Origin of the sequence: Variovorax sp. 160MFSha2.1 (genome assembly GCF_048305075.1) — a bacterium.
Classification (GTDB): domain Bacteria; phylum Pseudomonadota; class Gammaproteobacteria; order Burkholderiales; family Burkholderiaceae_C; genus Variovorax; species Variovorax guangxiensis.
In genome coordinates, this window is record NZ_CP157624.1 from 6,706,883 (window position 1) to 6,729,554 (window position 22,672).

Sequence of the window (22,672 nt, forward strand, 5' to 3'; positions counted from 1 at the left end):
CCATGAGCATCCTCTACCGCTCGGACGCACCGCGCGCTGCAGCCTGGGCGCGCTACTTCGCCCAACATGCCCCAGACCTAGACTTCCGAGTCTGGCCCAACGCCGGAAACCTTCACGAGATCGAGTATCTGATCGCCTGGCAAGCGCCGGCCGAGTTGCTCGCTTCGCTGCCCCGGTTGAAGGTGCTGTTCTCCTCGGGCGCCGGCATCGACCACGTCGACTTCACCGCCGTCCCGGCGCATATCCCCATCGTGCGTATGGTGGAGCCTGGGATCATCAACGGGATGGTGGAGTACGTGAGTCTCGCTGTCCTTGCCCTTCATCGCGATTTGTTCGACTATGTCGCAGCGAAGACCGCGCGCACCTGGAACGCGCTCGAGGTGCCGCCTGCCTCGGCCCGCACCATCGGCGTCATGGGCATGGGTGTGCTCGGACTTGCCGTACTGAAACGGCTGGCCTCGTATGGCTTCAGGTTGCGTGGATGGAACCGATCTTCGCGCCAGTTGAAGGGCGTGGAGAGTTTCGCCGGTGATGATCAGTTGCAGTCTTTTCTCGAAAGCTGCGACGTCCTGATTTGCCTCTTGCCGCTCACTCCGGCCACCAAGGGCATCCTGGATCGCAAGCTCTTTGCCGCACTGCCTTCCGGCGCGGCATTGATCAATGTCGGCCGCGGTCCGCACCTCGTGGATGCGGATCTCGTCGAGGCACTGGATTCGGGGCGGCTCTCGCGTGCGATCCTCGACGTGACCGACCCCGAGCCGCTGCCGGCGGAACATCCCTTCTGGACCCATCCGCGTGTGTTCCTGACCCCCCACGTGGCGAGCATGACTCAGCCTGAGACAGCCGCACCCATCTTGCTCGAGAACCTTCGCCGCCACCAACGCGACGAGCCGCTCCTGAACGTCGTCGACCGGTCGCGTGGCTATTGAGCGCGTGTAGACGCGATCCTGAACCGGGCTTTGCCCTCCACCCCGGCGATGCGCGCGGCGCCGCCAGGATCTACATCCCTGGGGGAGCGGCTTGTCCTGCCTCAGGATGCGCCCCAACTCCCGCAAGTGAGCGGGCCGCAGAGCCCGGCCCTGAAACCTCTTGTGGCCTGCGCTGCGCTGGTGTCCTATCCCGCTGATACGTGAACAAAGTCGATGCAGCTTCTCAAGGATCGAGTCGGCGGTGGCGGTCCACTTGAAGGGCTGGCATTCGGTGTTGTAGGCAGCGACGAAGCGATCGATGCGTTGCACGAGTCTCAAGCGGCACGGCCTCGCCGATCTCACGCAGGAACGACAGGAACTCCTGATGCCGATGACGCGGCTTGCATGCCGCGAGCACCGCACCATTGAGCACCTTAAGAACCGCGAACAGCGTGCTCGTGCCATGGCACTTGTAGTCGTGGGTGAAGCCCTCGACATAGCCGAACCCCATCGGCAGCATGGGTTGCGTGCGCTCCAGCGCCTGGCACTGACTCTTCTCGTCCACGCAGATGAGCAACGCGTTGTCCGGTGGGCTCAGATACAGGCCGACCACATCGCGCAGCTTCTCGATGAAGAACGGGTCGTTGGACAGCTTGAATCTCTCGCTGCGGTGCGGCTGCAGGCCAAAGAGCTGGAAGTAGCGCTGCACACTGGTCTTGGAGATGCCGGTCTCGGCGGCTACCGTACGTACGCTCCAGTGCGTCCAGCCGTTGGCTGGCTTGGTGTGCAGAGTCGTCTTGATCAGATGCGCCACGCGTTCGTCGTCGATCGTGCGCGGCTGGCCCGGGCGCACGTCGTCGTACAGCCCGGCAATGCGCCGCTCGATGAACCGCGTGCGCCATTTGCCCACCGTCTGCTTGGTCATCTTCAGCCGTTCGGCAATCGCGCTATTCGGCTCGCCCTCGGCGCTGGCCAACACCAGACGTGCGCGATTGCCCGGCGCGGCAGGCAGCGAGCGGCTGCGCGCGAACGACTGCAACTGCATTCGCTCGTCATCACTCAACACCAGCTCTGCCTTCGGCCTGCCTGTTCTCATCGCGGTCCTCCGCTTTTTTCCCCGGTCCACGGCTTTGTTCCCCGTTGCCAACCGGCGTCGAAAAAAGATGTGGACGCCGTCCATTTGATTTGATATCGTTTGTGGACGGCGTACACAAAACGCCGGAAAACATCTCCACAACCCACTTCTTTTCTTCATCGACAGGACGACACCATGGCCACCAAGCAGATCTTCGTGAACCTCCCCGTCAAGAATCTCGACAAGACCAAGGCGTTCTTCGCCGCGCTGGGCTACACCTTCAACGAGCAGTTCACCGACGCCAATGCCGCGTGCATGGTCGTCCAGAAGGACAGCATCCACGTGATGCTGCTGGTCGAGGAGTTCTTCAAGACCTTCACCACCAAGAGCATCACCGACACCGCCAAGAGCACCGAAGTGCTGCTGTGCCTCTCGTGCGAGAGCCGCGCCGAGGTCGACGAACTGGTAGCCAAGGCCAAGGCCGCCGGCGGCACCACGCCGACCGAGCCGAAGGACTACGGCTTCATGTACGGCCACGGCTTCCAGGACATCGACGGCCACCTGTGGGAGCTGGTCTACATGGACCCGAACGCCGAGATGCCGAAGCAGTAAGGCGCCGGCAGGCCGCCGGAAGAGAAGGACGACCGATGCCCATCGTTCCATACGCGCTCTTCACCGTTGCACGCAAGGCACCTACCACGAGGCGGCGGCGCCCCGATATTCCAGGCACCGGCGCGGCATCATCGGCCGCGTCCCACCTGGAAAGGATTAGCAGCGCCATGACCGGCAACAACAGCAAGAGCCCCATCGTGCGGATCGCCCCCCTGGGCTTTCCGTGGCAGACGATCGACCCGTTTCTCTTCTGCGTCTACCACGACGACGCCTACCCCAAGGCCAACGGCCGCATGGGCCCCGAGGCCTCGCTGGCCGGCCGCCAGATGGGCCAGGACTTCAGCCGCAAGGACGGCTGGAGCATGTACCACGGCGAGACGGTGCCGGGCTTTCCCTCGCACCCGCACCGCGGCTTCGAGACCGTGACCATCGTGCGCAAGGGCCTTGTCGACCACTCCGACTCGCTGGGCGCCACCGCGCGCTTCGGCGGCGGCGACGTGCAGTGGCTCACCGCCGGCAAGGGCATCGTGCATTCGGAGATGTTCCCGCTGCTCGACGCCGCCTCGGCCAACCCGCTGGAACTGTTCCAGATCTGGCTCAACCTGCCCGCCAGGAACAAGATGGCCGAGCCGCACTTCACGATGTTCTGGTCGGAGGCCATTCCGCGCTTCGTTTCCGACGACGCGAAGGGCGGCCGCACCGAGGTCGCGGTGATCGCGGGCCGGCTCGGCGGCGACGCGCAGGCCCCGATCCAGCCGCTGGCCCCTCCGCCCGACTCCTGGGCCGCACAAGCCGATGCCGACGTGGCGATCTGGACGCTGAAGATGACGCCCGGCGCGCAGTGGACGCTGCCCGCCGCCGCCGGCGAGGGCACGCGGCGCATGCTGTACTTCTTCAAGGGTGCGACGGCGCTGGTCGGCGGCGAGCAGGTGCAGGGCCCGGCTGCCATCGAGCTGCGCGCGGACGTGGCCGTCGAGATCGCCAACGGCGATGCGGACACCGCGGAGTTCCTGGTGCTGCAGGGCCGCCCGATCGCCGAGCCGGTGGCGCAGTACGGTCCCTTCGTGATGAACACGCAGGCCGAGATCAGCCAGACCATGGCCGACTACCGCCGCACCCAGTTCGGCGGCTGGCCCTGGAAAGACCCGGCGCCGGTGCACGGCCACGACGCGCCGCGCTTCGCCCGGCATCCCGGCGGGCGCGAGGAGCTGCCGGCGGAAGCGGCTGGAAAGCCGGCCTAGAAAGTCTTGAGGATCTCGACGCTCGGCGCCGTCATGCGCGGCACGAACTCGATGACTTCGGTGCGCGCCACCCCGCCCTGCACGAAGGGGTCGCGCGCCAGCACCGCCTCCAGGCCCTCGCGGTCGCCCGAGCGCGCGAGGATCACCCCACCCTGGCGCGGCACCTGCCGGCCCGAGGCCACGAAAAGACCGCTTTCGTAGTGCTTCTTGAGCCAGACCATGTGCGCATCCATCAGCGCATCGACTTCCTCGAGCGGACGGATGTAGGTGAGGGTGACGATGAACATGGGCGGGTGGCGGTGATTTCGGAAGCCCTGATCCTATGGCCTCGGCGACCCGGCCGCTGAACGCAGGTGTGCGCGTGCGTAACCGCCTGCACGCCGCCGGCCGCCATTCGCTGCGGCGCTATTCGATCGCCACGCCGCCTTCCTTCACCAGCTTCGCGAACTTGGCCGTCTCCTCGCGGATCTGCCGCGCCATCTCTTCCTGCGTGCCGCCCAGCGGCTCGGCGCCGATGGCCTGCATGCGCTGCGCGAAGTCGGGCGAATGGATGATCTTCACCATCTCGGCGTTCAGCCGCGCCACGATCTCCTTCGGCGTGGCCGCGGGCGCGAGCACGCCGAACCAGGTGCCGATGTCGAATCCCTTGAGCCCCGCTTCCTCCAGCGTCGACACCTCGGGCAGCACCGACGAGCGCCGCGCGGTGGTCACGGCCAGCGCGCGCAGCTTGCCGCCCTTGATGTGCTGCAGCACCGGCGTGATGGTGTCGAAGGACATCGCCACCTGCCCGCCGAGCAGGTCGGTGGTCAGCGGCCCGCTTCCCTTGTAGGGCACGTGCAGCAGCTTCGCGCCGGTGCTGGCCTGGAACTGCGTGCCGATCAGGTGCTGCGCCGTGCCGTTGCCGTTGGAGCCGTAGGCCAGCTTCTCGGGCGCGGCCTTGGCGAGCGCCACCAGTTCGGCCACGTTCTTCGCGGGCGTGTTCACGGCGTTGACGACCAGCACGTTCGGCACCATCGCCACCACGGTGATGGGCGCCAGGTCCTTCTGGAAGTCGTAGGGCAGCTTCCTGTAGACGCTGGTGGCGATGGTGTGGTGCACCGCGCCCATCAGCAGCGTGTAGCCGTCGGGCTTTGCCTTCGCCACGTAGTCGGCGCCCAGCGTGGCGCCGGCGCCGGGCTTGCTCTCGACCACCACCGGCTGGCCCAGCGACTGCGAGAGCCTGTCGGCCAGCGCGCGGGCCAGCACGTCGGTGGTGCCGCCGGCGGGAAAGGGCACGACGAGGCTGATCGGCCGCGCTGGCCAACCAGGGGTGGACTGCGCGAAGGCGAATGCGGTGGTGCCCAGTCCCATTGCGATGGCTGCGGCCTGCAGCAAGGTGCGCCGATACGGACGCGCGTTCAAGGAAGCGTTCATGGTCTTGTCTCCGGCTCGTTGTTCTGCGGCGCGCGCTTCGAGGCGCGCGGATACCGTGGAATCTCGGGGCGGATCAGGCCGCCAGCCGCAGCGGCTCGGCCGCTATGTGCGCGCACACCGCGCGCGTCACCTGCTCTGTGGTCGCGTTGCCGCCGAGGTCGCGCGTGTGCAGCGCGGGGTTGGCCGTGACGTGCTCCACCGCTGCCATCACGCGGCGCGCGGCCTCGGCCTCGCCCAGGTGCTCCAGCAGCATCACCACCGACCAGAAGGTGCCCACCGGGTTGGCGAGCCCCTTGCCCATGATGTCGAAGGCCGAGCCGTGGATGGGCTCGAACATCGACGGGTAGCGCCGCTGCGGGTCGATGTTGCCGGTGGGCGCGATTCCCAGGCTGCCCGCGAGCGCGGCCGCGAGGTCGCTGAGGATGTCGGCGTGCAGGTTGGTGGCGACGATGGTGTCGAGCGTGGCGGGCCGGTTGACCATGCGCGCGGTCATCGCGTCCACGAGCTCCTTGTCCCAGCTCACGTCGGGGAACTCCTTGGAGACCTGCAGCGCGATCTCGTCCCACATCACCATCGCGTGGCGCTGCGCGTTGCTCTTGGTGACCACCGTGAGCAGCTTGCGAGGGCGCGAGCGCGCCAGCCCGAAGGCGAAGCGCATGACGCGCTCCACGCCCGCGCGGGTCATCATGCTCACGTCGGTGGCGGCCTCGATCGGATGGCCCTGGTGCACGCGGCCGCCGACGCCGGCGTACTCGCCCTCGGAGTTCTCGCGCACGATCACCCAGTTCAGGTCTTCCGCCCTGCAGCGCTTCAGCGGCGCGTCGATACCGGGCAGGATGCGCGTGGGCCGCACGTTGGCGTACTGGTCGAAGCCCTGGCAGATCTTCAGGCGCAGGCCCCACAGCGTGATGTGGTCGGGAATGTGCGGATCGCCCGCGGAGCCGAAAAGAATCGCGTCCTTGCCGCGCAGCGCATCGAGGCCGTCGGCCGGCATCATCTCGCCGTGCGCGCGGTACCAGTCGCCGCCCCAGCCGAAGTCCTCGAAGCTGAACTTCAGCGCGCCGCCCGAGGCCTCGGCCAGCGCCTCCATCACCTGGCGGCCTGCGGGTATCACTTCCTTGCCGATGCCGTCGCCGGGAATGGTTGCAATGCTGTAGCTGCTCATCGTCGATGTCCTTCTTCGTGTGTAGGTGCTCTGTCGGGCTCCCACTGTAGGATCGGCCGCGTCGAACGATTCACGCCGGAAGTGAATCCATCGTTAACCTGAATTCAACAATCGGATCGACCATGGCAGCCCCGGTACAGCCCGCCGACCTTGGTTTCTTCTCCACGCTCGCGGCCAGCGGCAGCCTGAGCGCCGGAGCGCGCGAGCTCGGCATCAGCACGCCCGCGGTGAGCAAGCGGCTCGCGCAGATGGAATCGCGCCTGGGCGTCACGCTGGTGAACCGCACCACGCGGCGCATGAGCCTCACGCCCGAAGGCGAGCTCTACGTGGCGCACGCGCGCCGCATCCTCGGCGAGATCGACGACATGGCGCAGCTGCTGGGCGGCGCCAAGGGCGAGCCGCAAGGCCTGCTGCGCGTGAACGCCACGCTGGGCTTCGGACGCAGCCACGTGGCGCCGCTGATCTCGAAGTTCGCGAAGAAGCATCCGCAGGTCGAAGTGCAGCTGCAGCTCTCGGTGAACCCGCCGCCGCTGACCGAAGACGCCTTCGACGTCTGCATCCGCTTCGGCGCGCCGCCCGAGGCCCGCGTGATCGCGCGGCGCATCGCGTCGAACCGGCGCCTGCTGTGCGCCTCGCCGGCCTACCTCGCGCGCGCCGGACAGCCCAAGGTGCCCAACGACCTCACGCGCCATCGCTGCATCGGCATCCGACAGGGCGACGAGGGCTACGGCATCTGGCGGCTGAGCACCGGGCGCGGCAGCGCGCAGCGCACCGAGGCGGTGAAGACGCGCGGCATGCTCAGCACCAACGACGGCGAGATCGCGGTCAACTGGGCGCTCGACGGCCACGGCATCCTGATGCGCGCCGAGTGGGACATCGCGCGCTACCTGCGCAGCGGGCGCCTCGTGCAGGTGCTCGCCGCCTACCGCACGCCCGACGCCGACATCTACGCGGTGTATCCGCAGCGCCACCAGCTGTCGGCGCGCGTGCGAACTTTCGTCGACTTCATGGCCGCTGCGCTGGGCAAAGACGACATGCCGCCCAGGGCTTGAGGCTCGATCCGACAGGGGCGAGCCTGTGTTTCTGCTACGGTGTTCCGGAACCGTCGACACCCGTTCGACACCCGTGAAAGACACCTGGAGAAAGGCCTGCCATGCCCTCGCGCGACCCGCAGATGCTGCCCCCCGCCTTCGTGCCGCCGTACCTGCTGAGCCGGCTCGCCGAAAGCGCCAGCCCGCCGCTGAGCGACTGCGCCGCCAACACGCTGACCATCGACCGCGAACATCGCGCGCTGCGCGGCCTGGTGCCGCCGGCGGCGGTCTCGAACATCACCGGCACGCCGGTGCGCCCAGCGCGGCCCGATTCGCCCGAGCGCGCCGTCCACGATGCGGGCCACACGACCGAGCTGCCCGGCAGGCTGGTGCGCACCGAAGGCAAGCCCGCCACCGGCGACATCGCGGCCGACGAAGCCTACGAGCACCTCGGCGCCACATGGCGGCTGTACCACGACGTGTACGGGCGCGACTCCATCGACGGCGCGGGCATGCCGCTGACCGGCAGCGTGCATTACGGCAGGAACTACGACAACGCCTTCTGGAACGGCGCGCAGATGGTGTTCGGCGATGGCGACGGCGAGGTCATGAACCGCTTCACCATCGCGGTGGACATCATCGGCCACGAACTCACCCACGGCGTGATCGACCACGAGGCCGCGCTCGTCTACCAGGGGCAGCCCGGCGCGCTGAACGAATCGATCTGCGACGTGTTCGGCGTGCTGGTGAAGCAGCACACGCTGAAGCAGACCGCGCGGCAGGCCGACTGGCTGATCGGCGCCGGGCTCTTCATGCCGAGCGTGAAGGCGAAGGCCCTGCGCTCGATGGCCGAGCCCGGCACCGCCTACGACGACCCGGTGATCGGCAAGGACCCGCAGCCCGCGCACATGAAGGACTTCGTCTCCACCACGCAGGACAACGGCGGCGTGCACATCAACTCGGGCATTCCGAACCGCGCCTTCTACCTGGCTGCCGTTGCCGTGGAAGGACCGGCGTGGGAGGGCGTGGGCCGCGTCTGGTACGACACGCTGCGCGACAGGCGCCTGCGCGCGGACGCCGACTTCGCGGCCTTCGCCACGCTCAGCATCGAGATGGCGTCGCGTCGCTTCGGCGCGGGCAGCGCGGTGCACAAGGCCGTGGCCGATGCATGGCTGGCCACCGGAGTGACCGAGCCATGATCCGCCTGCCGCCGCTCGATGAAGCCACCGTCGTGCGCGTGACGCGCGAAGGCGGGCTGGCCTACCTGCCGGGCCTGGCCCGGCCGCGCAGCTTCCAGCTCGGCGACTGCACCGACGCGCTGCGCCAGCAGATCGGCGACGCGCTGCAAAGCGCCGTGCCCCATGCCGGCCAGCCCGGCGCGACGGTGAGCGGCGGCGACCAGCGCTTCTATCGGGTCGAGGTGCTGGTGCAGGGCACCGAGGAAATCTCCGTGAGCTTCGAAGTGCCGGAAGCCGAGGCGCCCGAAGCGCTGGTGCACCTGTGGAAGGACGCGGGCACGCCCTGAAGCCGGCTCAATTGCCCGTGGCCACGGAGGCAATGAGCCACACGTTGGCCGCGCCGATCACGCCGAACAGCAGCCACGCGAGCGACTTCACCACCGGCCCGTTGGCGAAGCCGCCCATCAGCGCGCGGCTGCTGGTGAAGCGGATCAGCGGCCACATCGCGAACGGCAGCTGGAAGCTCAGCACCACCTGGCTGAGCACCAGCATCTTGCCCACGCCGCCGTCGCCGAACCACCACACGCCCAACCATGCCGGGCCCAGCGCCAGCGCACGCGTGATGAGCCTGCGCTGCCAGCACGGGATCTTCAGGTCGAGGAAGCCTTCCATGATGATCTGGCCCGCGATGGTGCCGGTGAAGGTCGAGCTCTGGCCCGAAGCCAGCAGCGCGATGCCGAACAGCGTGGCCGCGATGGCGCTGCCGACGATGGGCTCCAGCAGCCGGTAGGCGTCGTCGATCTCCGTCACCTCGCGGTGGCCGGTGGCGTGGAAGGCACTGGCCGCCAGCACCATGATCGCCGCGTTGACCAGCAGCGCGAGCGAGAGCGACACCACCGCGTCGAGCGTGCAGAAGCGCACCGCCTCGCGTCGCGCGGGCTCGGTGTCGGCGATCAGGCGCGTCTGCACGATGGAGGAATGCAGGTACAGGTTGTGGGGCATCACCGTCGCGCCGACGATGCCGATGGCCAGGTACAGCGCGCCCGGCTGGTGCAGCCGCTCCAGGCTCGGGCCGAAGCCCATCGCCACGCCGAACCAGTTGGGCGGCGACATCGCGAGCTCGACGACGAAGCAGGCCGCGATGGTGCCGACGAGCCCCAGCACGATGGCCTCCACGCGCCGGAAGCCCGCGCCCTGCAGGCCCAGCACCAGCAGCGTGTCGAAGGCGGTGATGCCGATGCCCACCGGAATCGACACGCCGAACAGCAGGTGCAGTGCGAGCGCGCTGCCCAGCACCTCGGCGAGGTCGCAGGCCACGATGGCGAGTTCGGCGCCCAGCCAGAGCAGGCGGTTGACGCGCGGCGAGTAGTGCTCGCGGCAGGCGCGCGCCAGGTCCTTGCGTGCGACGATGCCCAGCCGCACGCACAGCGTCTGCAGCAGCATGGCAGACAGGCTCGCCAGCAGCACCACGAACAGCAGCCCGTAGCCGAAGCGCGAGCCGGCCTCGATGTCGGTGGCCCAGTTGCCCGGGTCCATGTAGCCGACCGACACCAGCAGGCCCGGGCCCGCGTAGCGCATCAGCTTCTTGAAGAAGGGCAGTTCCTGCGGGACGGCGACGCTGCCCTTGACTTCGGAAGGGCAGAAGGGCGCGGTGGCCGTGCGAGGGAGCGGGAAGAACATGCAGGCGATGATAGGGACAAGGCCGCGGAGTTGTCGCGGACCTGACCGGCACTGCCGCGCCGAATCTCTTAGATTCGACCGTCGTCATTCACCACTCATCCAACCGGAGACTTTTCAATGATCCACGTCGTCGCCGTCATCACCGCCAAGCCGGGCCAGCGCGCCAGGCTGCTCGAAGCCTTCGCCGAGAACCGCGCGGCCGTGCTGGCCGAGGCAGGCTGCATCGAGTACGGCGCCACGGTCGATGCGCAGGGCATCCCCACGTCGAAGGCCAGCTTCGGCCCCGACACCTTCGTCGTGATCGAGAAGTGGGAAACGCTGGCGCACCTGCAGGCGCACGCGGTCGCGCCGCACATGAAGGCGCACAGCGAGAAGACGAAGGAGCTCACCGCGGGCAAGCTGATCCACGTGCTCGAGCCGGTCTGAGGCCCGTCTTAGTCCGTTCGTCCTTTCCGCTCCCGTCGCGCACCTTCCGGTTTCGCGGCATCACGCATTCGCGCGCCGCGCGATGCGTGCTACCGTCGCGCCGGGAGCACGCGCCACCGATGCACCATGCATGCATCGCGGGCCTCGTGAAGATGCAGAGAGGGGATCGAAGGGATGGCGATCTTTAGTTCGCAGCAGGGTTGGCGTTTGCGCAGCCTGCTCTTGCCCGGCGCGCTGGCAGCCGCCGTTCTGGCCACCGGCTGCGCGCCCTTGCTGGCGCCGCCCTACGCCGCCGACTACGAGACCCTCGACAAGCTGGAAGCCACGCGCCCCGGCCCGGTGGCCCTCGCGAAGGCGCAGCCCACCGGTGCCGAGGACAAGGTCAACACCGTGCGCCTGCGCAGCGCCAGGCTGCTGTCGCCCAGCGGCAGCTTCGCGCAGTACCTGCAGGACGCGATGATGCGCGACCTCAGCGAGATCTCCGTCTACGACCCGAAGGCGCCCACGCGCATCGCGGCACGCGTGCTGGTCAACGAGATCGACCTCGGCGTGATCAACGGCACGGGCCGCATGGACGTGGAGATCACCGTCACGCGCGACACCACGCAGCGCCTGCGCAAGACCTACCGCGCCGAGACCGCCTTCGATTCGAGCTACGCGAGCATCGTCGCCGTGCCCGCCGGGCAGGCCGCGTATCCGCGCCTCGTGCGTGCGCTGCTGCGGCAGGTGTACGCCGACCCGCAGTTCGTGGCGGCCATCGGCCGTTGATCCCCAGAGGTCAGGAGGCGCTTCGATGCAGTTCCCCTTTTCTTCTTCTCTGCCGGTGACCATGGCGCTGTCGGCACTGCTGCTGCTCGCCGGCTGCGTGCACCCGATCACCATGATCACCGAGACCGCGCCGGCTCGCTCCCAGGCGCACCTCATCCCGAAGAAGGTCGCCTACGTGATGACCGATGCGGATCGAGACCTGGAAGTGGTCACCCCGGGCGGCAGCGGCGACCGCGTGAGCTACTACCCGTACCGCGACCTGGAGAAGTCGATACGCGACGCGTTGCGCGCCGTCTACCGCGACGTCGTCGTTCTGCGCACCGCCGGCGACGCGAAGGCCAACGAGGCGGCGGGCGTGTCGCTGGTGTTCTCGCCGCGCATCAGGACCGATTCGAGCTCGTCCTCATGGATCAGCTGGCCGCCGACCTCGTTCACGGCCGAGGTCTCGTGCGTGGTGACCGATGCGGCAGGCGCCGAGGTCACGCGCGTGCGCGCCGTGGGCAACGGCACGGCCGAGTTCGGGGAGTTCAAGGGCGACTTCGGGTTGGCGGCGCGAAGGGCCGCGACGCGGTTGACCTCGCAGCTGAGCAGCGAGGTCCGCAGGAACGAGAAGCTGCGATAACGGCGAGCAGGAGCTCAAATAAAAAAACGCGCCCGAGGGCGCGTTTTTCGTCGAGGCCGTGAAGTCTTACTTAGAGACGACCTTCACCATTTCGAGGCACTTGTTCGAGTAGCCCCATTCGTTGTCGTACCAGCTCACGAGCTTCACGAAGGTGCCGTCGAGCGCGATGCCGGCTTCGGCGTCGAAGATCGAGGTGCGCGGGTCGCCCCGGAAGTCGGTGGCCACCACCTTGTCTTCGGTGTAGCCCAGCACGCCCTTGAGCGCGCCTTCGCTCTGTGCCTTCATCTCGGCGCAGATTTCCTTGTACGTGGCTTCCTTTACCAGCTCGACCGTCAGGTCGACCACCGACACGTCGGAGGTCGGCACGCGGAAGCTCATGCCGGTGAGCTTCTTGTTGAGCTCGGGAATCACCACGCCCACGGCCTTGGCCGCGCCCGTCGACGACGGGATGATGTTTTCCAGGATGCCGCGGCCGCCGCGCCAGTCCTTGTTGCTCGGGCCGTCCACGGTCTTCTGCGTGGCGGTGGCGGCGTGCACGGTGGTCATCAGGCCGCGCTTGATGCCCCACTTGTCGTTCAGCACCTTGGCCAGCGGGGCCAGGCAGTTGGTGGTGCAGCTGGCGTTGCTGATGATGGCTTCGCCGGCGTACTTCTTGTCGTTCACGCCGTAGACGAACATGGGGGTGTCGTCCTTCGACGGTGCCGACAGGATCACCTTCCTGGCGCCCGCATCGATGTGCTTCTGCGCGGTTTCCTTGGTGAGGAAGAGGCCGGTCGACTCGAGCACGATGTCGGCGCCGACTTCGTTCCACTTCAGTTGCGCGGGGTCGCGCTCCTGCGTCAGGCGGATCTTCTTGCCGTTCACGATCAGCGTATTGCCCTCGACCGTCACTTCACCCTTGAAGCGGCCATGCACCGAGTCGTACTGGAGCATGTAGGCCAGGTAGTCGGGCTCGAGCAGGTCGTTGATGGCGACGATTTCGATGTCGTTCTTGAAGTTCTGCACGGCTGCGCGCAGCACGTTGCGACCGATGCGGCCGAAGCCGTTGATACCGAGTTTGATAGCCATCTGACTTGCTCCTAAGGTTGAAAAACTGTTGTCGTGATCCGGCGAAAGGACTCAGTCGCGCAGCGCCGCTTCCACCGTGGCGGCCACGTTCTCCGCCGTGAATCCGAAGTGCTTGAACAGCACCGGCGCCGGCGCCGATTCGCCGTACGTGTCGATGCCGACGACGGCCGCGCAGCCGTACTTCCACCAGCCGCCGGTGCAGCCCATTTCCACGGCGATGCGCGGCAGCTTCTTGGGCAGCACGGCCTTCTTGTAGGCCAGGTCCTGGCGGTCGAAGGTGGTGGTCGAGGGCATCGACACCACGCGCACGGCGATCTTCTTCTCGGCCAGCAGCTTCTGGGCGGCCAGCGCGAGCGGCACTTCGGAGCCGGTGGCGATGATGACGGCCGCCGTCTTCTTGTTCTTGAGGCCGACGTTCTCCGGCTCGGAGAGCACGTAGGCGCCGCGGCTGATGTCGCCGAGCTCGCTCTTGGGGGAGTAGGCGATGTTCTGGCGGCTCAGCAGCAGCGCGGTCGGGCGCGACTGGTTCTGCAGCGCCACGGCCCAGGCCACGGCCGTCTCGGCGGTGTCCGAAGGGCGCCAGACGTCGAGGTTCGGGATCAGGCGCAGCGAGGCGGCGTGCTCGATCGACTGGTGCGTGGGGCCGTCTTCGCCCAGGCCGATGGAGTCGTGCGTGAACACGTGGATCACGCGGCGCTTCATCAGCGCGGCCATGCGGATGGCGTTGCGGCTGTAGTCGCTGAAGGTGAGGAAAGTGCCGCCGTAGGGGATGTAGCCGCCGTGCAGCGCCACGCCGTTCATGATGGCGGCCATGCCGAACTCGCGCACGCCGTAGTTGATGTGGCGGCCGATGGTGCCGTGCGGCGCTTCGGCCGGGGCTTCGGGCTTGGCTTCGTCTTCAGCGCCCAGCTTGGCAGGAACGGCCGGCACGTTCATGACCACCGAGCCGGTCTTCGGATCGAAGCGCAGGGCGGCCGTGCTCTTGGTGTTGGTGAGGTTCGAGCCAGTCAGGTCGGCGCTGCCGCCGAGCATCTCGGGCAGCGCGGCGGTGAAGGCTTCGAGCGCGAGCTGGCTGGCCTTGCGGCTGGCGACGGTCTCGGCCTTGGTGTGGGCGGCAACCACGGTGTCGAACGCGACCTGGTGGAAGTCCTTGGGCAGCTCGCCCTTCATGCGGCGGGTGAACTCCGCGGCCAGCTCGGGGTAGGCGGCGGCGTAGGCGGCGAACCTGTCGTTCCACTCGGCTTCTGTCTTGGCGCCGGCTTCCTTGTGGTCCCAGTCGGCGTACACCTCGGCCGGGATCTCGAAGGCGGGGTAGGGCCAGCCGATGGCTTCGCGGGTGAGCACGATTTCTTCCGCGCCCAGCGCCTCGCCGTGCGCCTTGGCGGTGCCGGCACGGTTCGGGCTGCCCTTGCCGATGACGGTCTTGCAGACGATCAGCGTGGGCTTCGACTCTTCCTTCCTGGCCTTGGCGATGGCCTTGGACACCGCAGCGGCGTCGTTGCCGTCGATCGGGCCGATGACGTTCCAGCCGTAGGCCTTGAAGCGCTCTTCGGTGTTGTCGATGAACCAGGGCTTGACCTGGCCGTCGATGCTAATGCCGTTGTCGTCGTACAGCGCGATCAGCTTGTTCAGGTGCCAGGCGCCGGCCAGCGCGCAGGCTTCGTGGCTGATGCCTTCCATCATGCAGCCGTCGCCCAGGAAGACGTAGGTGTGATGGTCGACCACCGTGTGGTCCTTGCGGTTGAACTCGGCCGACAGCAGCTTCTCCGCCAGCGCGAAGCCCACCGCGTTGGTGATGCCCTGGCCCAGCGGGCCGGTGGTGGTCTCGACGCCCGGGGTCACGTCCACCTCGGGGTGGCCGGCGGTCTTGCTGTGCAGCTGGCGGAAGTTCTTGAGTTCGCCGATGGGCAGGTCGTAGCCGGTCAGGTGCAGCACCGAGTACAGCAGCATCGAGGCGTGGCCGTTCGACAGCACGAAGCGGTCGCGGTCGAACCAGTGCGGGTTGGCGGGGTTGTAGCGCAGGTGATCGCCCCAGAGTGCGACGGCCATGTCGGCCATGCCCATCGGTGCGCCCGGATGTCCGGAATTTGCTTGTTGGACGGCATCCATGGCCAGTGCGCGGATTGCGTTGGCCATCAGGGCGTGGTTTGCCATGTGCGGTGGACTTTCGGAGGGAAAAGAGGGGTTGGGGTGGGGAGAACCCGCGATTTTACCGGGCGAGCCCCGGACGCTCCCGATACGGCCTGAACACCCTTCCGATGTTCTTGTGCGTCAGGCGGACTGCTAGAGTTGCCACCCATGCACGGGCTGCACCTCACCGCCGACCTCCACGACTGCCAATGCGGCCCCCAGTGGCTCACCGACCGCGACGCGCTGGGGGCCGTCTGCCTCAAGGCGGTGGCGGCCGCCGGGCTGCAGGCGGTGGGCAAGCTGATCCACGGCTTCCCGGCCACGCCGCAAGGGCCGGGCGGCGTCACGGCCACGGTGCTGCTGGCCGAATCGCACCTGTGCATCCACACCTGGCCCGAGCAGCGCGGCGTGACGCTGGATGTGTACGTCTGCAACTTCAGCGGCGACCACTCGGCCAAGGCGCATGCGCTGATGGAGTGCCTGGTGTCGCTGTTCCAGCCCCGGCACAGCGAGCGCAACGAACTGCAGCGCGGACGGGTCGCGGCGTGAGCGGCAACGCGGTGCGCGCCATGATCCTGGCCGCCGGGCGCGGCGAGCGCATGCGGCCGCTGACCGACAGCACTCCCAAGCCCCTGCTGGAGGTACACGGCAAGCCCCTGATGCAATGGCCGATGGAAGCGCTGGCCGCCGGCGGATTCACGGAACTGGTCGTCAACACCGACTGGCTGGGCGCGCAGATTTCAGATCGCTTCGGTTTGAATCCCAAGCTGGCCGGGCCTTCTGCGCTATCGATTTCATACTCCGACGAGGGCCGCGACTTCGGCGGCGCGCTGGAGACGGCCGGCGGCATCGTGCGCGCGCTGCCCCTGCTGGGCGACGTGTTCTGGGTCGCGGCCGGCGACGTGTTCGCGCCCGGATTCGCCTTCACGCAGGCCTCGGTCGACCGTTTCATGGCCGGCGGCAGGCTCGCGCATCTCTGGCTGGTGCCGAACCCCGCGCACAACCCGAAGGGCGATTTCGGCCTCTCGCCGGAGGGCCTCGCGCTCAACACCGCCGCCGAGAAGTACACCTTCTCGACCATCGGCCTGTACCGGGCCGCGCTCTTCGCACCGCCCTACTGCGACATCCCGGGCGGCAACCCGGCCGGCCGCAAGGCCCCATTGGCGCCGATCCTGCGCGCCGCGATGGACAATGAACTCGTGAGCGCAGAGCTCTACACCGGCCCCTGGACCGATGTGGGAACCCCCGAACGGCTCGCCCAACTGAACACGCCAACAAGATGACCGCAGCAGACATCGCCACCACGATCTACGCCGAGCGCCGCGCGCGCCTCGCCTCGCAACTCGGCAAGGACGGCATCGCCATCATCCCGACCGCGCCCGAGCGGCCGCGCAACCGCGACACCGACTTCCTCTACCGCCACGACAGCTACTTCTATTACCTGACCGGCTTCACCGAGCCCAATGCCTGGCTGGTGCTGGCGGGCGACGGCCGCGCCACGCTGTTCTGCGCGCCCAAGGACATCGAGCGCGAGATCTGGGACGGCTACCGCCTGGGGCCCGACGCGGCGCCCGCGGCGCTGGGCGTCGACGAGGCGTTCCCGGTCACCGAACTCGACGCGAAGCTGCCCAAGCTGCTGGAGAACCGCGCCACCGTGTGGTTTCCCTTCGCCATCCACAAGGGCCTGGAAAGCCGCGTCGACGGTTGGCTGCAGTCGGTGCGCGCGCGAGTGCGTTATGGCGCGCTGTGCCCCGACGAGCAGCGCGACCTGTGCGGCCCGCTCGACGAGATGCGCCTGGTCAAGGACGCGCACGAGCAGGACATCATGCGCCGCGCCGCGCAGATCAGCGCCCGCGCGCACGTGCGCGCGATGCAGCTGTCGGCCCGCATGCTGCGCGAAGGCAAGGATGCGCGCGAGTACCACCTCGACGCCGAGCTGCTGCATGAATTCCGCCTCGGCGGCTCGCAATATCCGGCGTACTACTCCATCGTCGCGGCAGGCGCCAATGCCTGCGTGCTGCACTACCGTGCCGACGCCGCGCCCGTGCGCAAGGGCGAACTGGTGCTGATCGACGCCGGCTGCGAGCTCGACGGCTACGCCAGCGACATCACCCGCACCTTCCCCGCCGACGGCAAGTTCAGCGGCCCGCAGCGCGCGCTGTACGACCTCGTGCTCGCCAGCCAGGACGCGGCGGCTGCCGCCACCAGGGCCGGCAACCGCTTCAACGACCCGCACGACGCGGCGGTGCGGGTGCTCGCGCAGGGCATGCTCGACTTCGGCCTGCTCGATGCCAACAAGGTCGGCAGCGTCGACGACGTGATCGACAAGCGCGCCTACTTCCAGTTCTACATGCACCGCACCGGCCACTGGCTCGGCATGGACGTGCACGACTGCGGCAGCTACGTCGAGCCCACCCAGGTGGGCGAGGTGAGCGAGCGCAAGGACCCGCTGTCGAACGAAGTCATCAAGAACCGCCCCAGCCGCATCCTGCACCCCGGCATGGTGCTCACGCTGGAGCCCGGCATCTACGTGCGTCCCGCCGAGGGCGTGCCCGAGCAGTTCCACAACATCGGCATTCGCATCGAGGACGACGCGATCGTCACCGCCACCGGCTGCGAACTCATTTCGCGCGGCGTGCCGGTGAAGGCGGACGAGATCGAGGCGCTGATGCGGGCCTGACCGCCCGCTGCGACACCGGCGGCGGCGCGTGCCGCGCCTGCAGGAAGTCGATGAACACCCGCAGCTTGCGCGGCATCTGTGCGCGGCTCGGGTAGTAGAGATAGAAGCCCGGAAAGGTCGGCCACCAGGGCTCCAGCAGCGGCACGAGGCGGCCGCTGGCGAAGTCTTCGCGCACCGCGCCTTCGAACGATGTGGCAATGCCCGCGCCCGAACGCGCGGCCGCGAGCAGCAGGTCTGCGTCGTTGCTGACGAGCGGGCCTGCGAGCTCCACGTCGAGCACGCGCCCATCCTGCGCGTACTCCCAGCGATAGAGGCCGCCCGTGGTGAGGCGGTAGTTCAGGCAGCGGTGCTCGCGCAGGTCCTCGGGCGTGCGCGGCGGCTTGCGCCCCTTCAGGTAGCTCGGCGCCGCGTACGTCACCATGCGCAGCGGCCCGCCCACCGGCACGGCCACCACATCCTGCGCGAGGCTTTCGCCCAGGCGGATGCCGGCGTCGAAGCCGCCTTCCACCAGGTCGACCATGCGGTTGTTGCAGACGAACTCGAGCGTGATGTCCGGGTAGGCATCGGCGAACGCGCCGAAGTGCGGAAAGAAGAGGAGCTCGGCCGCCACGCGCGAGACGTTCAGGCGCAGCAGGCCGGCGGGCTTGTCGCGCGCCTCGTCGATGCCCTCGACCGCCTGCGCGAGCGCGGCCAGGCCCTGTTGCGCACCCGCGAGGAACTGCTGGCCCAGCTCCGTCACGCCGACGCGGCGCGTGGTGCGGTCCAGCAGGCGCACGCCGAGCTTCTGCTCCAGCGTGCGCACGGTCTGCGAAAGGGCCGATGGCGACAGGCCCAGCTCCTGCGCGGCGCGCGTGAAGCTGGCGTGATGCGCCACGCGGGCGAAGGCGGCGATAGCGGGCAGCAGTTCGGGCGACATGGCGGCCATTATGAAGACTGGCTTCATAAAGCATTCGCTCCAACAGGCTTTTTCCAAAGCAATCGCGCAAATACCTTCCAGGTCATGGCGATGCGGCCCTCGCGTCGCCGCCTTCAACCTCGAAACGCACGCACGAAAGGAATCTGAATCATGAAGCTGGACGACTACATCACCCTCGGCCGTTCGGGCCTGCGCGTCAGCCCCATGTCGCTGGGCACCATGACCTTCGGCCAGGAATGGGGCTGGGGCGCCGACGCGGGCGAATCGCGCCGCATGTTCGACCTCTACGTGGAGCGCGGCGGCAACTTCATCGACACCGCCAACTTCTATACCAACGGCAGCTCGGAAAAGCTGCTGGGCCAGTTCATCGCCGACCGACGCGAGTCGGTGGTGGTGGCCACCAAGTACTCGCTGAACATGCAGCCGGGCAACCCCAACGCGGGCGGCAACCACCGCCGCAACATGGTGCGCTCGGTGGAGGCCAGCCTGAAGCGGCTGGGCACCGACTACATCGACCTGCTGTACCTGCACATCTGGGACGGGCTCACGCCCTTCGAGGAAGTGATGCGCGCCTTCGACGACCTCGTGCGCTCGGGCAAGGCGCTGTACGCGGGCATCTCCGACACGCCGGCCTGGCAGATCGCGCGCATGCAGACGCTGGCCGAACTGCGCGGCTGGGCGCCGCTGGTCGCGCTGCAAATCGAGTACAGCCTGATCGAGCGCACGGTTGAGCGCGAGCTGCTGCCGATGGCGCAGGAACTCGGCCTGGGCGTGCTGGCATGGTCGCCGCTGGGCAGCGGCGTGCTCTCGGGCAAGTACACGCGCGCCGACCTCGATCATCGCAACGCCCCGGCCTCGGGCGTGAAGGGTTCGCGCAAGGACGTGGCCGTGGGCAACGCCGCGCTCAGCGCCCGCTCGCTGGAGATCGCCGAAGCGGTGGGGCAGGTCGCACGGGAGCAGGGCCGGCCGAGCGCGCAGATCGCGCTGGCGTGGCTGCTGCAGCGCCGCGCGCCGACGGTGATGCCGATCATCGGCGCGCGCACCTTCGCGCAGTTCGAGGACAACCTCGGCGCGCTCGAGGTTCAGCTCGACGCCGATGCGCTGCAGCGCCTGGAAGCGGCCAGCGCCGTGTCGATGGGCTTCCCGCACGACTTCATGGCGCTCCCGATGACGCAGGGTGTGCTCTCGGGCGGCAGCTCTGTGCGGCGGCCGGCATGAAGCCGCGCGGCTCTATGCTTCGGCGGTGAAAGGCGCGATGAGCGGGCAGGCGCTGCGCACCGCCTCCGTTACGGCGTGAGCGGCGCGGACGACGGCGGCAAGAGGCTCGCCAGCAGGCTGCACAGCGCGACGGCCGTGGCCGTGAACGCGATCCAGTGAAAGCGGCGCGGCGCATAGCTGAGCAGCCCCACGGTCGACCACGCAGCCGCCGTGAGCGCACCCAGCCAGAGCACCCAGCCGATCGCGCTGCCCGCCGCGCGCAAGCTGGCGCCCAGCGACACGCACAGCAGCAGCGCTCCGCCGAACTGCAGCCAGCGTCGCCACGGGCCCGGCGTGCTGCCTCGCCCATAGACGTCCTCGCTGTGGCGGTCCATCGCGAGGCTCAGCGCGCAGAAGCCCGCGAGCGATGCGGCGAACACGAGGGAGAGGAGGGACGAATCCATCACCGTCACGAACCCTGGCCCGACGGGGCGAGCGTCGACGACTGCTGCGGCTGTTGTGGCGATGGCGGCAGTTTCTTCTCCGCCTGTTGCCTTGCAGCCATCGACTTGCGCCGCTTGCGCTCGACGATCCACACCGCGCCCGCGAGCCCCAGGCCCAGCGCGATCGCGACCAGGTCGAAGCCCGCCACCGCGCTCGGTCCGGCGCGCAGGCTGACGGTCAGCGGTGCAGGGCCGGTAAAGGCGTTGAGCACCGGCAGCAGCGCGAAGAGCAGCGCGCCCACCGCGAGCTGTGCCTGCCACATGCGCAGCGTGGGCCGCAGCAGGCCGAGCACTGCGGCCGCGCCCCAGACGATGAAGAACCAGCGGATCTCCGCCTCGCCACGCTCGGCCATACCCACCGGCAACAGGCGGTTGGCCCAGAAGAAGGAAGCCATCGCGACGGGCAGGCCGGCGATGGCGCCGAGGTTCAGGCCGTCGACCAGCCGCAGCCCGATGCTCACGCGCCCACCCTGCTTGAGCGTCTTCGCGAACTTCTGGCGCTCCTTCACGGCCCACAGCAGAAGTCCCGTCGCCACCATCAGGCAGCCCGCGAGCCCCGAGAGGAAGAAAAGCGCGCGCAGCAGCGGATCACCGAAGCGCGCGATGTGCAGGCCATAGAGCACGCCGCGCGTTTCGGCCGCGGGCCTGGGCACGTCGCCGTAGGCGCCGATCAGCGCGCCGGTGGTGCCGTTGAAAAGCATCGATGGCTTGTCGTAGGAGAGCTGCGGCCCCTCGGCGCGGGTGAGCGCGACGACCGCGTTGGCGTCGTTGGGCTGGTGCACGGTGACGCGACCGACGGGAGCGCCGTTCCAGTGCGCGGAGGCCTGCGCCATCATCGGCGCGATGGGCGCGAGCGGGACCCTGTTGCCCGAGGCCTTGACCTGGTCGCGGCCGCCGCCGGGAAAGACCTCGGAGAAGAAGGCCTGCTCGCCGCCGCGATCCTTGTAGGCCGCCTGCGGCGCCCAGGGCATGTACATGAACATCAGCGTGACCAGGCCCGTGTACGTGATCATCAGGTGGTAGGGCAGCGCGAGCACCGCCGTCACGTTGTGCGCGTCGAGCCAGGAGCGCTGGCCCTTCTTCGGGCGGAAGGTGAAGAAGTCCTTGAAGATGCGCTTGTGCGTGACGATGCCGCTGAAGATCGCCACCAGCATGAACATCGCGCAGAAGCCGACGATCCATCGCGCCCACAGCGCGGGCATGTAGTGCAGGTCGAAATGCAGGCGGTAGAAGAACTCGCCGCCGCGCGTGGCGCGAGCGGCGGTGAGTGCCTCGCCGGTGGCGGGGTCGAGCGAGACACGGTCGAAGCGGCGGCGCGGCTTGTCGCCGGGGGCAGCAGTCGAGGCGGGCGTGGCGAGAAACAGCACGTCGGTCGACGGCTGGCGCTCGGTCGGCAGGTTGATGAACCAGCGCGGGCTGCCGGCGCCGTGCTTCTGGAGATAGGCCACCGCGCCCTCGGCCGCCTGTACCGGCGGAACCTCCGTGCGTGCGGCTGCCGCGTGCAGCTCCGGCTTCATCCAGAAGGTGATCTCGTCCTTGAAATACGAGGCAGTGCCGGCCGCGAACACCATGAACAGCACCCAGCCGACCAGCAGGCCCGACCAAGTGTGAAGCCATGCCATCGACTGGCGGAAGCCCTCCTTCACGCGGCGCCTCCGGTGGCATGCATGAGCCACGCGAGCAGGCCCAGCACGGCCGCGGCAGCGGTAAGGCCCGACCACGCACGCGATGCCGTACGCGCCGCGAAGACCCACATCACCGCGAACGCGAAGACGGCGAAGGAAGCGAGCAGGCCGGTCATCGTGGCCTCGCTGCGGGCCATGCCGAAGATGGCGGGCAGGCACAGCGCGAGCACGACGGAAGACAGCGCGGCGACGCCGTAGCCGCCTGCGATAGCGGCTACGGCGCGCGAACCCACGCTCAGGCGGTAACGAACGCCAGCGGTCACGACACGCGCCGGACGGCGTGCGAGGTCGTTCGGAGATTCATGGAAAAGGGGAGGAGAGATCCTGGAAGATGAGAATGATACTCATCTGGAAAGAACTTTTCTCTACCGCCC

23 protein-coding genes and 1 pseudogene are annotated in these 22,672 nt (G+C 68.3%); 13 read left to right on the top strand and 11 right to left on the bottom strand.

Features of this window, described 5'->3' with window-relative positions:
* The first annotated feature begins 2 nt into the window (after positions 1–2).
* Entirely contained in the window at positions 3–929 is a 927-nt protein-coding gene (locus ABL838_RS31070) for a 2-hydroxyacid dehydrogenase (RefSeq protein ID WP_418120539.1), read from the top strand.
* A gap of 180 nt (positions 930–1,109) precedes the next feature.
* Here ABL838_RS31070 and ABL838_RS31075 read toward each other — a convergent pair.
* Positions 1,110–2,004 (bottom strand): annotated as a pseudogene (locus tag ABL838_RS31075) (IS630 family transposase); the annotation flags it as partial.
* A gap of 174 nt (positions 2,005–2,178) precedes the next feature.
* On the opposite strand from ABL838_RS31075, the gene ABL838_RS31080 reads away from it, so the two are divergent.
* Together ABL838_RS31080 and ABL838_RS31085 are read left to right on the top strand one after the other, a co-directional pair.
* Positions 2,179–2,595, top strand: coding sequence for a VOC family protein (locus ABL838_RS31080; RefSeq protein ID WP_184639211.1), 417 nt, complete (start codon positions 2,179–2,181; stop codon positions 2,593–2,595).
* A gap of 167 nt (positions 2,596–2,762) precedes the next feature.
* Complete coding sequence (locus ABL838_RS31085) at positions 2,763–3,836, top strand: pirin family protein (RefSeq protein WP_418123459.1); 1,074 nt, start codon at positions 2,763–2,765, stop codon at positions 3,834–3,836.
* On the opposite strand, the gene ABL838_RS31090 is transcribed toward ABL838_RS31085, so the two are convergent.
* The 3 genes from ABL838_RS31090 to ABL838_RS31100 form a co-directional block, all read right to left on the bottom strand.
* Positions 3,833–4,123 (bottom strand): YciI family protein, encoded by a 291-nt coding sequence (locus ABL838_RS31090; RefSeq protein ID WP_093195879.1) that lies wholly within the window; start codon positions 4,121–4,123, stop codon positions 3,833–3,835. The two genes, ABL838_RS31085 and ABL838_RS31090, sit on opposite strands and share 4 nt — an antisense overlap.
* Positions 4,124–4,241: 118 nt before the next feature.
* Positions 4,242–5,249, bottom strand: coding sequence for a Bug family tripartite tricarboxylate transporter substrate binding protein (locus ABL838_RS31095; protein WP_418123460.1), 1,008 nt, complete (start codon positions 5,247–5,249; stop codon positions 4,242–4,244).
* A 73-nt stretch (positions 5,250–5,322) separates the two neighbouring features.
* Positions 5,323–6,414, bottom strand: a complete 1,092-nt coding sequence (locus ABL838_RS31100) for a tartrate dehydrogenase (RefSeq protein ID WP_418118531.1) — start codon at positions 6,412–6,414, stop codon at positions 5,323–5,325.
* A 122-nt stretch (positions 6,415–6,536) separates the two neighbouring features.
* Here ABL838_RS31100 and ABL838_RS31105 point away from each other — a divergent pair, with 122 nt between their 5' ends.
* From ABL838_RS31105 to ABL838_RS31115, 3 genes are all read left to right on the top strand, one after another.
* Positions 6,537–7,466 (top strand): LysR family transcriptional regulator, encoded by a 930-nt coding sequence (locus ABL838_RS31105; protein ID WP_418123461.1) that lies wholly within the window; start codon positions 6,537–6,539, stop codon positions 7,464–7,466.
* Positions 7,467–7,567: 101 nt separating this feature from the next.
* The gene (locus tag ABL838_RS31110) at positions 7,568–8,644 is read left to right on the top strand and encodes a M4 family metallopeptidase (protein WP_418123463.1); all 1,077 of its coding nucleotides are present in this window, start codon (positions 7,568–7,570) and stop codon (positions 8,642–8,644) included.
* Positions 8,641–8,970, top strand: coding sequence for a protealysin inhibitor emfourin (locus ABL838_RS31115; RefSeq protein WP_184639197.1), 330 nt, complete (start codon positions 8,641–8,643; stop codon positions 8,968–8,970). The genes ABL838_RS31110 and ABL838_RS31115 overlap by 4 nt, the downstream gene beginning before the upstream one ends.
* A gap of 7 nt (positions 8,971–8,977) precedes the next feature.
* Here ABL838_RS31115 and ABL838_RS31120 read toward each other — a convergent pair whose 3' ends face one another.
* On the bottom strand, positions 8,978–10,303 hold the full coding sequence (locus tag ABL838_RS31120; RefSeq protein ID WP_369660302.1) for an Nramp family divalent metal transporter: 1,326 nt from the start codon (positions 10,301–10,303) through the stop codon (positions 8,978–8,980).
* Between the two features lie 117 nt (positions 10,304–10,420).
* On the opposite strand from ABL838_RS31120, the gene ABL838_RS31125 reads away from it, so the two are divergent.
* From ABL838_RS31125 to ABL838_RS31135, 3 genes are all read left to right on the top strand, one after another.
* On the top strand, positions 10,421–10,729 hold the full coding sequence (locus ABL838_RS31125) for a putative quinol monooxygenase (RefSeq protein WP_369660301.1): 309 nt from the start codon (positions 10,421–10,423) through the stop codon (positions 10,727–10,729).
* Between the two features lie 207 nt (positions 10,730–10,936).
* Positions 10,937–11,497, top strand: a complete 561-nt coding sequence (locus tag ABL838_RS31130; protein ID WP_418123465.1) for a hypothetical protein — start codon at positions 10,937–10,939, stop codon at positions 11,495–11,497.
* A 25-nt stretch (positions 11,498–11,522) separates the two neighbouring features.
* Positions 11,523–12,119, top strand: coding sequence for a hypothetical protein (locus tag ABL838_RS31135; RefSeq protein ID WP_418123466.1), 597 nt, complete (start codon positions 11,523–11,525; stop codon positions 12,117–12,119).
* Between the two features lie 66 nt (positions 12,120–12,185).
* On the opposite strand, the gene gap is transcribed toward ABL838_RS31135, so the two are convergent.
* Together gap and ABL838_RS31145 are read right to left on the bottom strand one after the other, a co-directional pair.
* Positions 12,186–13,187: a type I glyceraldehyde-3-phosphate dehydrogenase gene (gene gap / locus ABL838_RS31140; RefSeq protein WP_418123467.1), complete on the bottom strand. Its 1,002-nt coding sequence runs from the start codon at positions 13,185–13,187 to the stop codon at positions 12,186–12,188.
* A gap of 51 nt (positions 13,188–13,238) precedes the next feature.
* Entirely contained in the window at positions 13,239–15,341 is a 2,103-nt protein-coding gene (locus ABL838_RS31145) for a transketolase family protein (protein ID WP_418123469.1), read from the bottom strand.
* 144 nt (positions 15,342–15,485) lie between these two features.
* Here ABL838_RS31145 and speD point away from each other — a divergent pair, with 144 nt between their 5' ends.
* Genes speD through ABL838_RS31160 form a run of 3 tightly spaced genes read left to right on the top strand, consistent with a single transcriptional unit; the run spans position 15,486 to position 17,997 of the window.
* Entirely contained in the window at positions 15,486–15,866 is a 381-nt protein-coding gene (gene speD / locus ABL838_RS31150; RefSeq protein ID WP_019653741.1) for an adenosylmethionine decarboxylase, read from the top strand.
* A 20-nt stretch (positions 15,867–15,886) separates the two neighbouring features.
* Positions 15,887–16,600, top strand: a complete 714-nt coding sequence (locus ABL838_RS31155; protein ID WP_418120540.1) for a nucleotidyltransferase family protein — start codon at positions 15,887–15,889, stop codon at positions 16,598–16,600.
* Positions 16,597–17,997, top strand: coding sequence for an aminopeptidase P N-terminal domain-containing protein (locus ABL838_RS31160; RefSeq protein ID WP_418118539.1), 1,401 nt, complete (start codon positions 16,597–16,599; stop codon positions 17,995–17,997). The genes ABL838_RS31155 and ABL838_RS31160 overlap by 4 nt, the downstream gene beginning before the upstream one ends.
* Here the strand turns inward: ABL838_RS31160 and ABL838_RS31165 are convergent.
* Complete coding sequence (locus tag ABL838_RS31165; RefSeq protein WP_418123471.1) at positions 17,939–18,913, bottom strand: LysR family transcriptional regulator; 975 nt, start codon at positions 18,911–18,913, stop codon at positions 17,939–17,941. The two genes, ABL838_RS31160 and ABL838_RS31165, sit on opposite strands and share 59 nt — an antisense overlap.
* 150 nt (positions 18,914–19,063) lie before the next feature.
* Here ABL838_RS31165 and ABL838_RS31170 point away from each other — a divergent pair, with 150 nt between their 5' ends.
* Entirely contained in the window at positions 19,064–20,131 is a 1,068-nt protein-coding gene (locus ABL838_RS31170) for an aldo/keto reductase (RefSeq protein ID WP_418123472.1), read from the top strand.
* A gap of 68 nt (positions 20,132–20,199) precedes the next feature.
* Here the strand turns inward: ABL838_RS31170 and ABL838_RS31175 are convergent, their stop codons facing one another.
* Genes ABL838_RS31175 through ABL838_RS31185 form a run of 3 tightly spaced genes read right to left on the bottom strand, consistent with a single transcriptional unit; the run spans position 20,200 to position 22,561 of the window.
* Positions 20,200–20,574, bottom strand: a complete 375-nt coding sequence (locus tag ABL838_RS31175; protein WP_418123473.1) for a DUF3325 domain-containing protein — start codon at positions 20,572–20,574, stop codon at positions 20,200–20,202.
* 5 nt (positions 20,575–20,579) lie between these two features.
* A complete protein-coding gene (locus ABL838_RS31180) occupies positions 20,580–22,259 on the bottom strand; it encodes a PepSY-associated TM helix domain-containing protein (RefSeq protein ID WP_418123474.1) in 1,680 nt (559 codons plus the stop codon).
* A complete protein-coding gene (locus tag ABL838_RS31185; protein ID WP_418123475.1) occupies positions 22,256–22,561 on the bottom strand; it encodes a DUF3649 domain-containing protein in 306 nt (101 codons plus the stop codon). The genes ABL838_RS31180 and ABL838_RS31185 overlap by 4 nt, the downstream gene beginning before the upstream one ends.
* Between the last annotated feature and the right edge of the window lie 111 nt (positions 22,562–22,672).

Excerpts from the sequence above, each read along its gene's own strand:
- gap (WP_418123467.1), bottom strand. The coding sequence starts at position 13,187 with ATGGCTATCAAACTCGGTATCAACGGCTTCGGCCGCATCGGTCGCAAC.
- ABL838_RS31115 (WP_184639197.1), top strand. The coding sequence starts at position 8,641 with ATGATCCGCCTGCCGCCGCTCGATGAAGCCACCGTCGTGCGCGTGACG.
- ABL838_RS31165 (WP_418123471.1), bottom strand. The coding sequence starts at position 18,913 with ATGTCGCCCGAACTGCTGCCCGCTATCGCCGCCTTCGCCCGCGTGGCG.
- ABL838_RS31120 (WP_369660302.1), bottom strand. The coding sequence starts at position 10,303 with ATGTTCTTCCCGCTCCCTCGCACGGCCACCGCGCCCTTCTGCCCTTCC.
- ABL838_RS31085 (WP_418123459.1), top strand. The coding sequence starts at position 2,763 with ATGACCGGCAACAACAGCAAGAGCCCCATCGTGCGGATCGCCCCCCTG.
- ABL838_RS31090 (WP_093195879.1), bottom strand. The coding sequence starts at position 4,123 with ATGTTCATCGTCACCCTCACCTACATCCGTCCGCTCGAGGAAGTCGAT.
- ABL838_RS31110 (WP_418123463.1), top strand. The coding sequence starts at position 7,568 with ATGCCCTCGCGCGACCCGCAGATGCTGCCCCCCGCCTTCGTGCCGCCG.
- ABL838_RS31155 (WP_418120540.1), top strand. The coding sequence starts at position 15,887 with ATGATCCTGGCCGCCGGGCGCGGCGAGCGCATGCGGCCGCTGACCGAC.
- ABL838_RS31145 (WP_418123469.1), bottom strand. The coding sequence starts at position 15,341 with ATGGCAAACCACGCCCTGATGGCCAACGCAATCCGCGCACTGGCCATG.
- ABL838_RS31070 (WP_418120539.1), top strand. The coding sequence starts at position 3 with ATGAGCATCCTCTACCGCTCGGACGCACCGCGCGCTGCAGCCTGGGCG.
- ABL838_RS31105 (WP_418123461.1), top strand. The coding sequence starts at position 6,537 with ATGGCAGCCCCGGTACAGCCCGCCGACCTTGGTTTCTTCTCCACGCTC.
- speD (WP_019653741.1), top strand. The coding sequence starts at position 15,486 with ATGCACGGGCTGCACCTCACCGCCGACCTCCACGACTGCCAATGCGGC.
- ABL838_RS31170 (WP_418123472.1), top strand. The coding sequence starts at position 19,064 with ATGAAGCTGGACGACTACATCACCCTCGGCCGTTCGGGCCTGCGCGTC.
- ABL838_RS31175 (WP_418123473.1), bottom strand. The coding sequence starts at position 20,574 with ATGGATTCGTCCCTCCTCTCCCTCGTGTTCGCCGCATCGCTCGCGGGC.
- ABL838_RS31160 (WP_418118539.1), top strand. The coding sequence starts at position 16,597 with ATGACCGCAGCAGACATCGCCACCACGATCTACGCCGAGCGCCGCGCG.
- ABL838_RS31125 (WP_369660301.1), top strand. The coding sequence starts at position 10,421 with ATGATCCACGTCGTCGCCGTCATCACCGCCAAGCCGGGCCAGCGCGCC.
- ABL838_RS31095 (WP_418123460.1), bottom strand. The coding sequence starts at position 5,249 with ATGAACGCTTCCTTGAACGCGCGTCCGTATCGGCGCACCTTGCTGCAG.
- ABL838_RS31100 (WP_418118531.1), bottom strand. The coding sequence starts at position 6,414 with ATGAGCAGCTACAGCATTGCAACCATTCCCGGCGACGGCATCGGCAAG.
- ABL838_RS31135 (WP_418123466.1), top strand. The coding sequence starts at position 11,523 with ATGCAGTTCCCCTTTTCTTCTTCTCTGCCGGTGACCATGGCGCTGTCG.
- ABL838_RS31080 (WP_184639211.1), top strand. The coding sequence starts at position 2,179 with ATGGCCACCAAGCAGATCTTCGTGAACCTCCCCGTCAAGAATCTCGAC.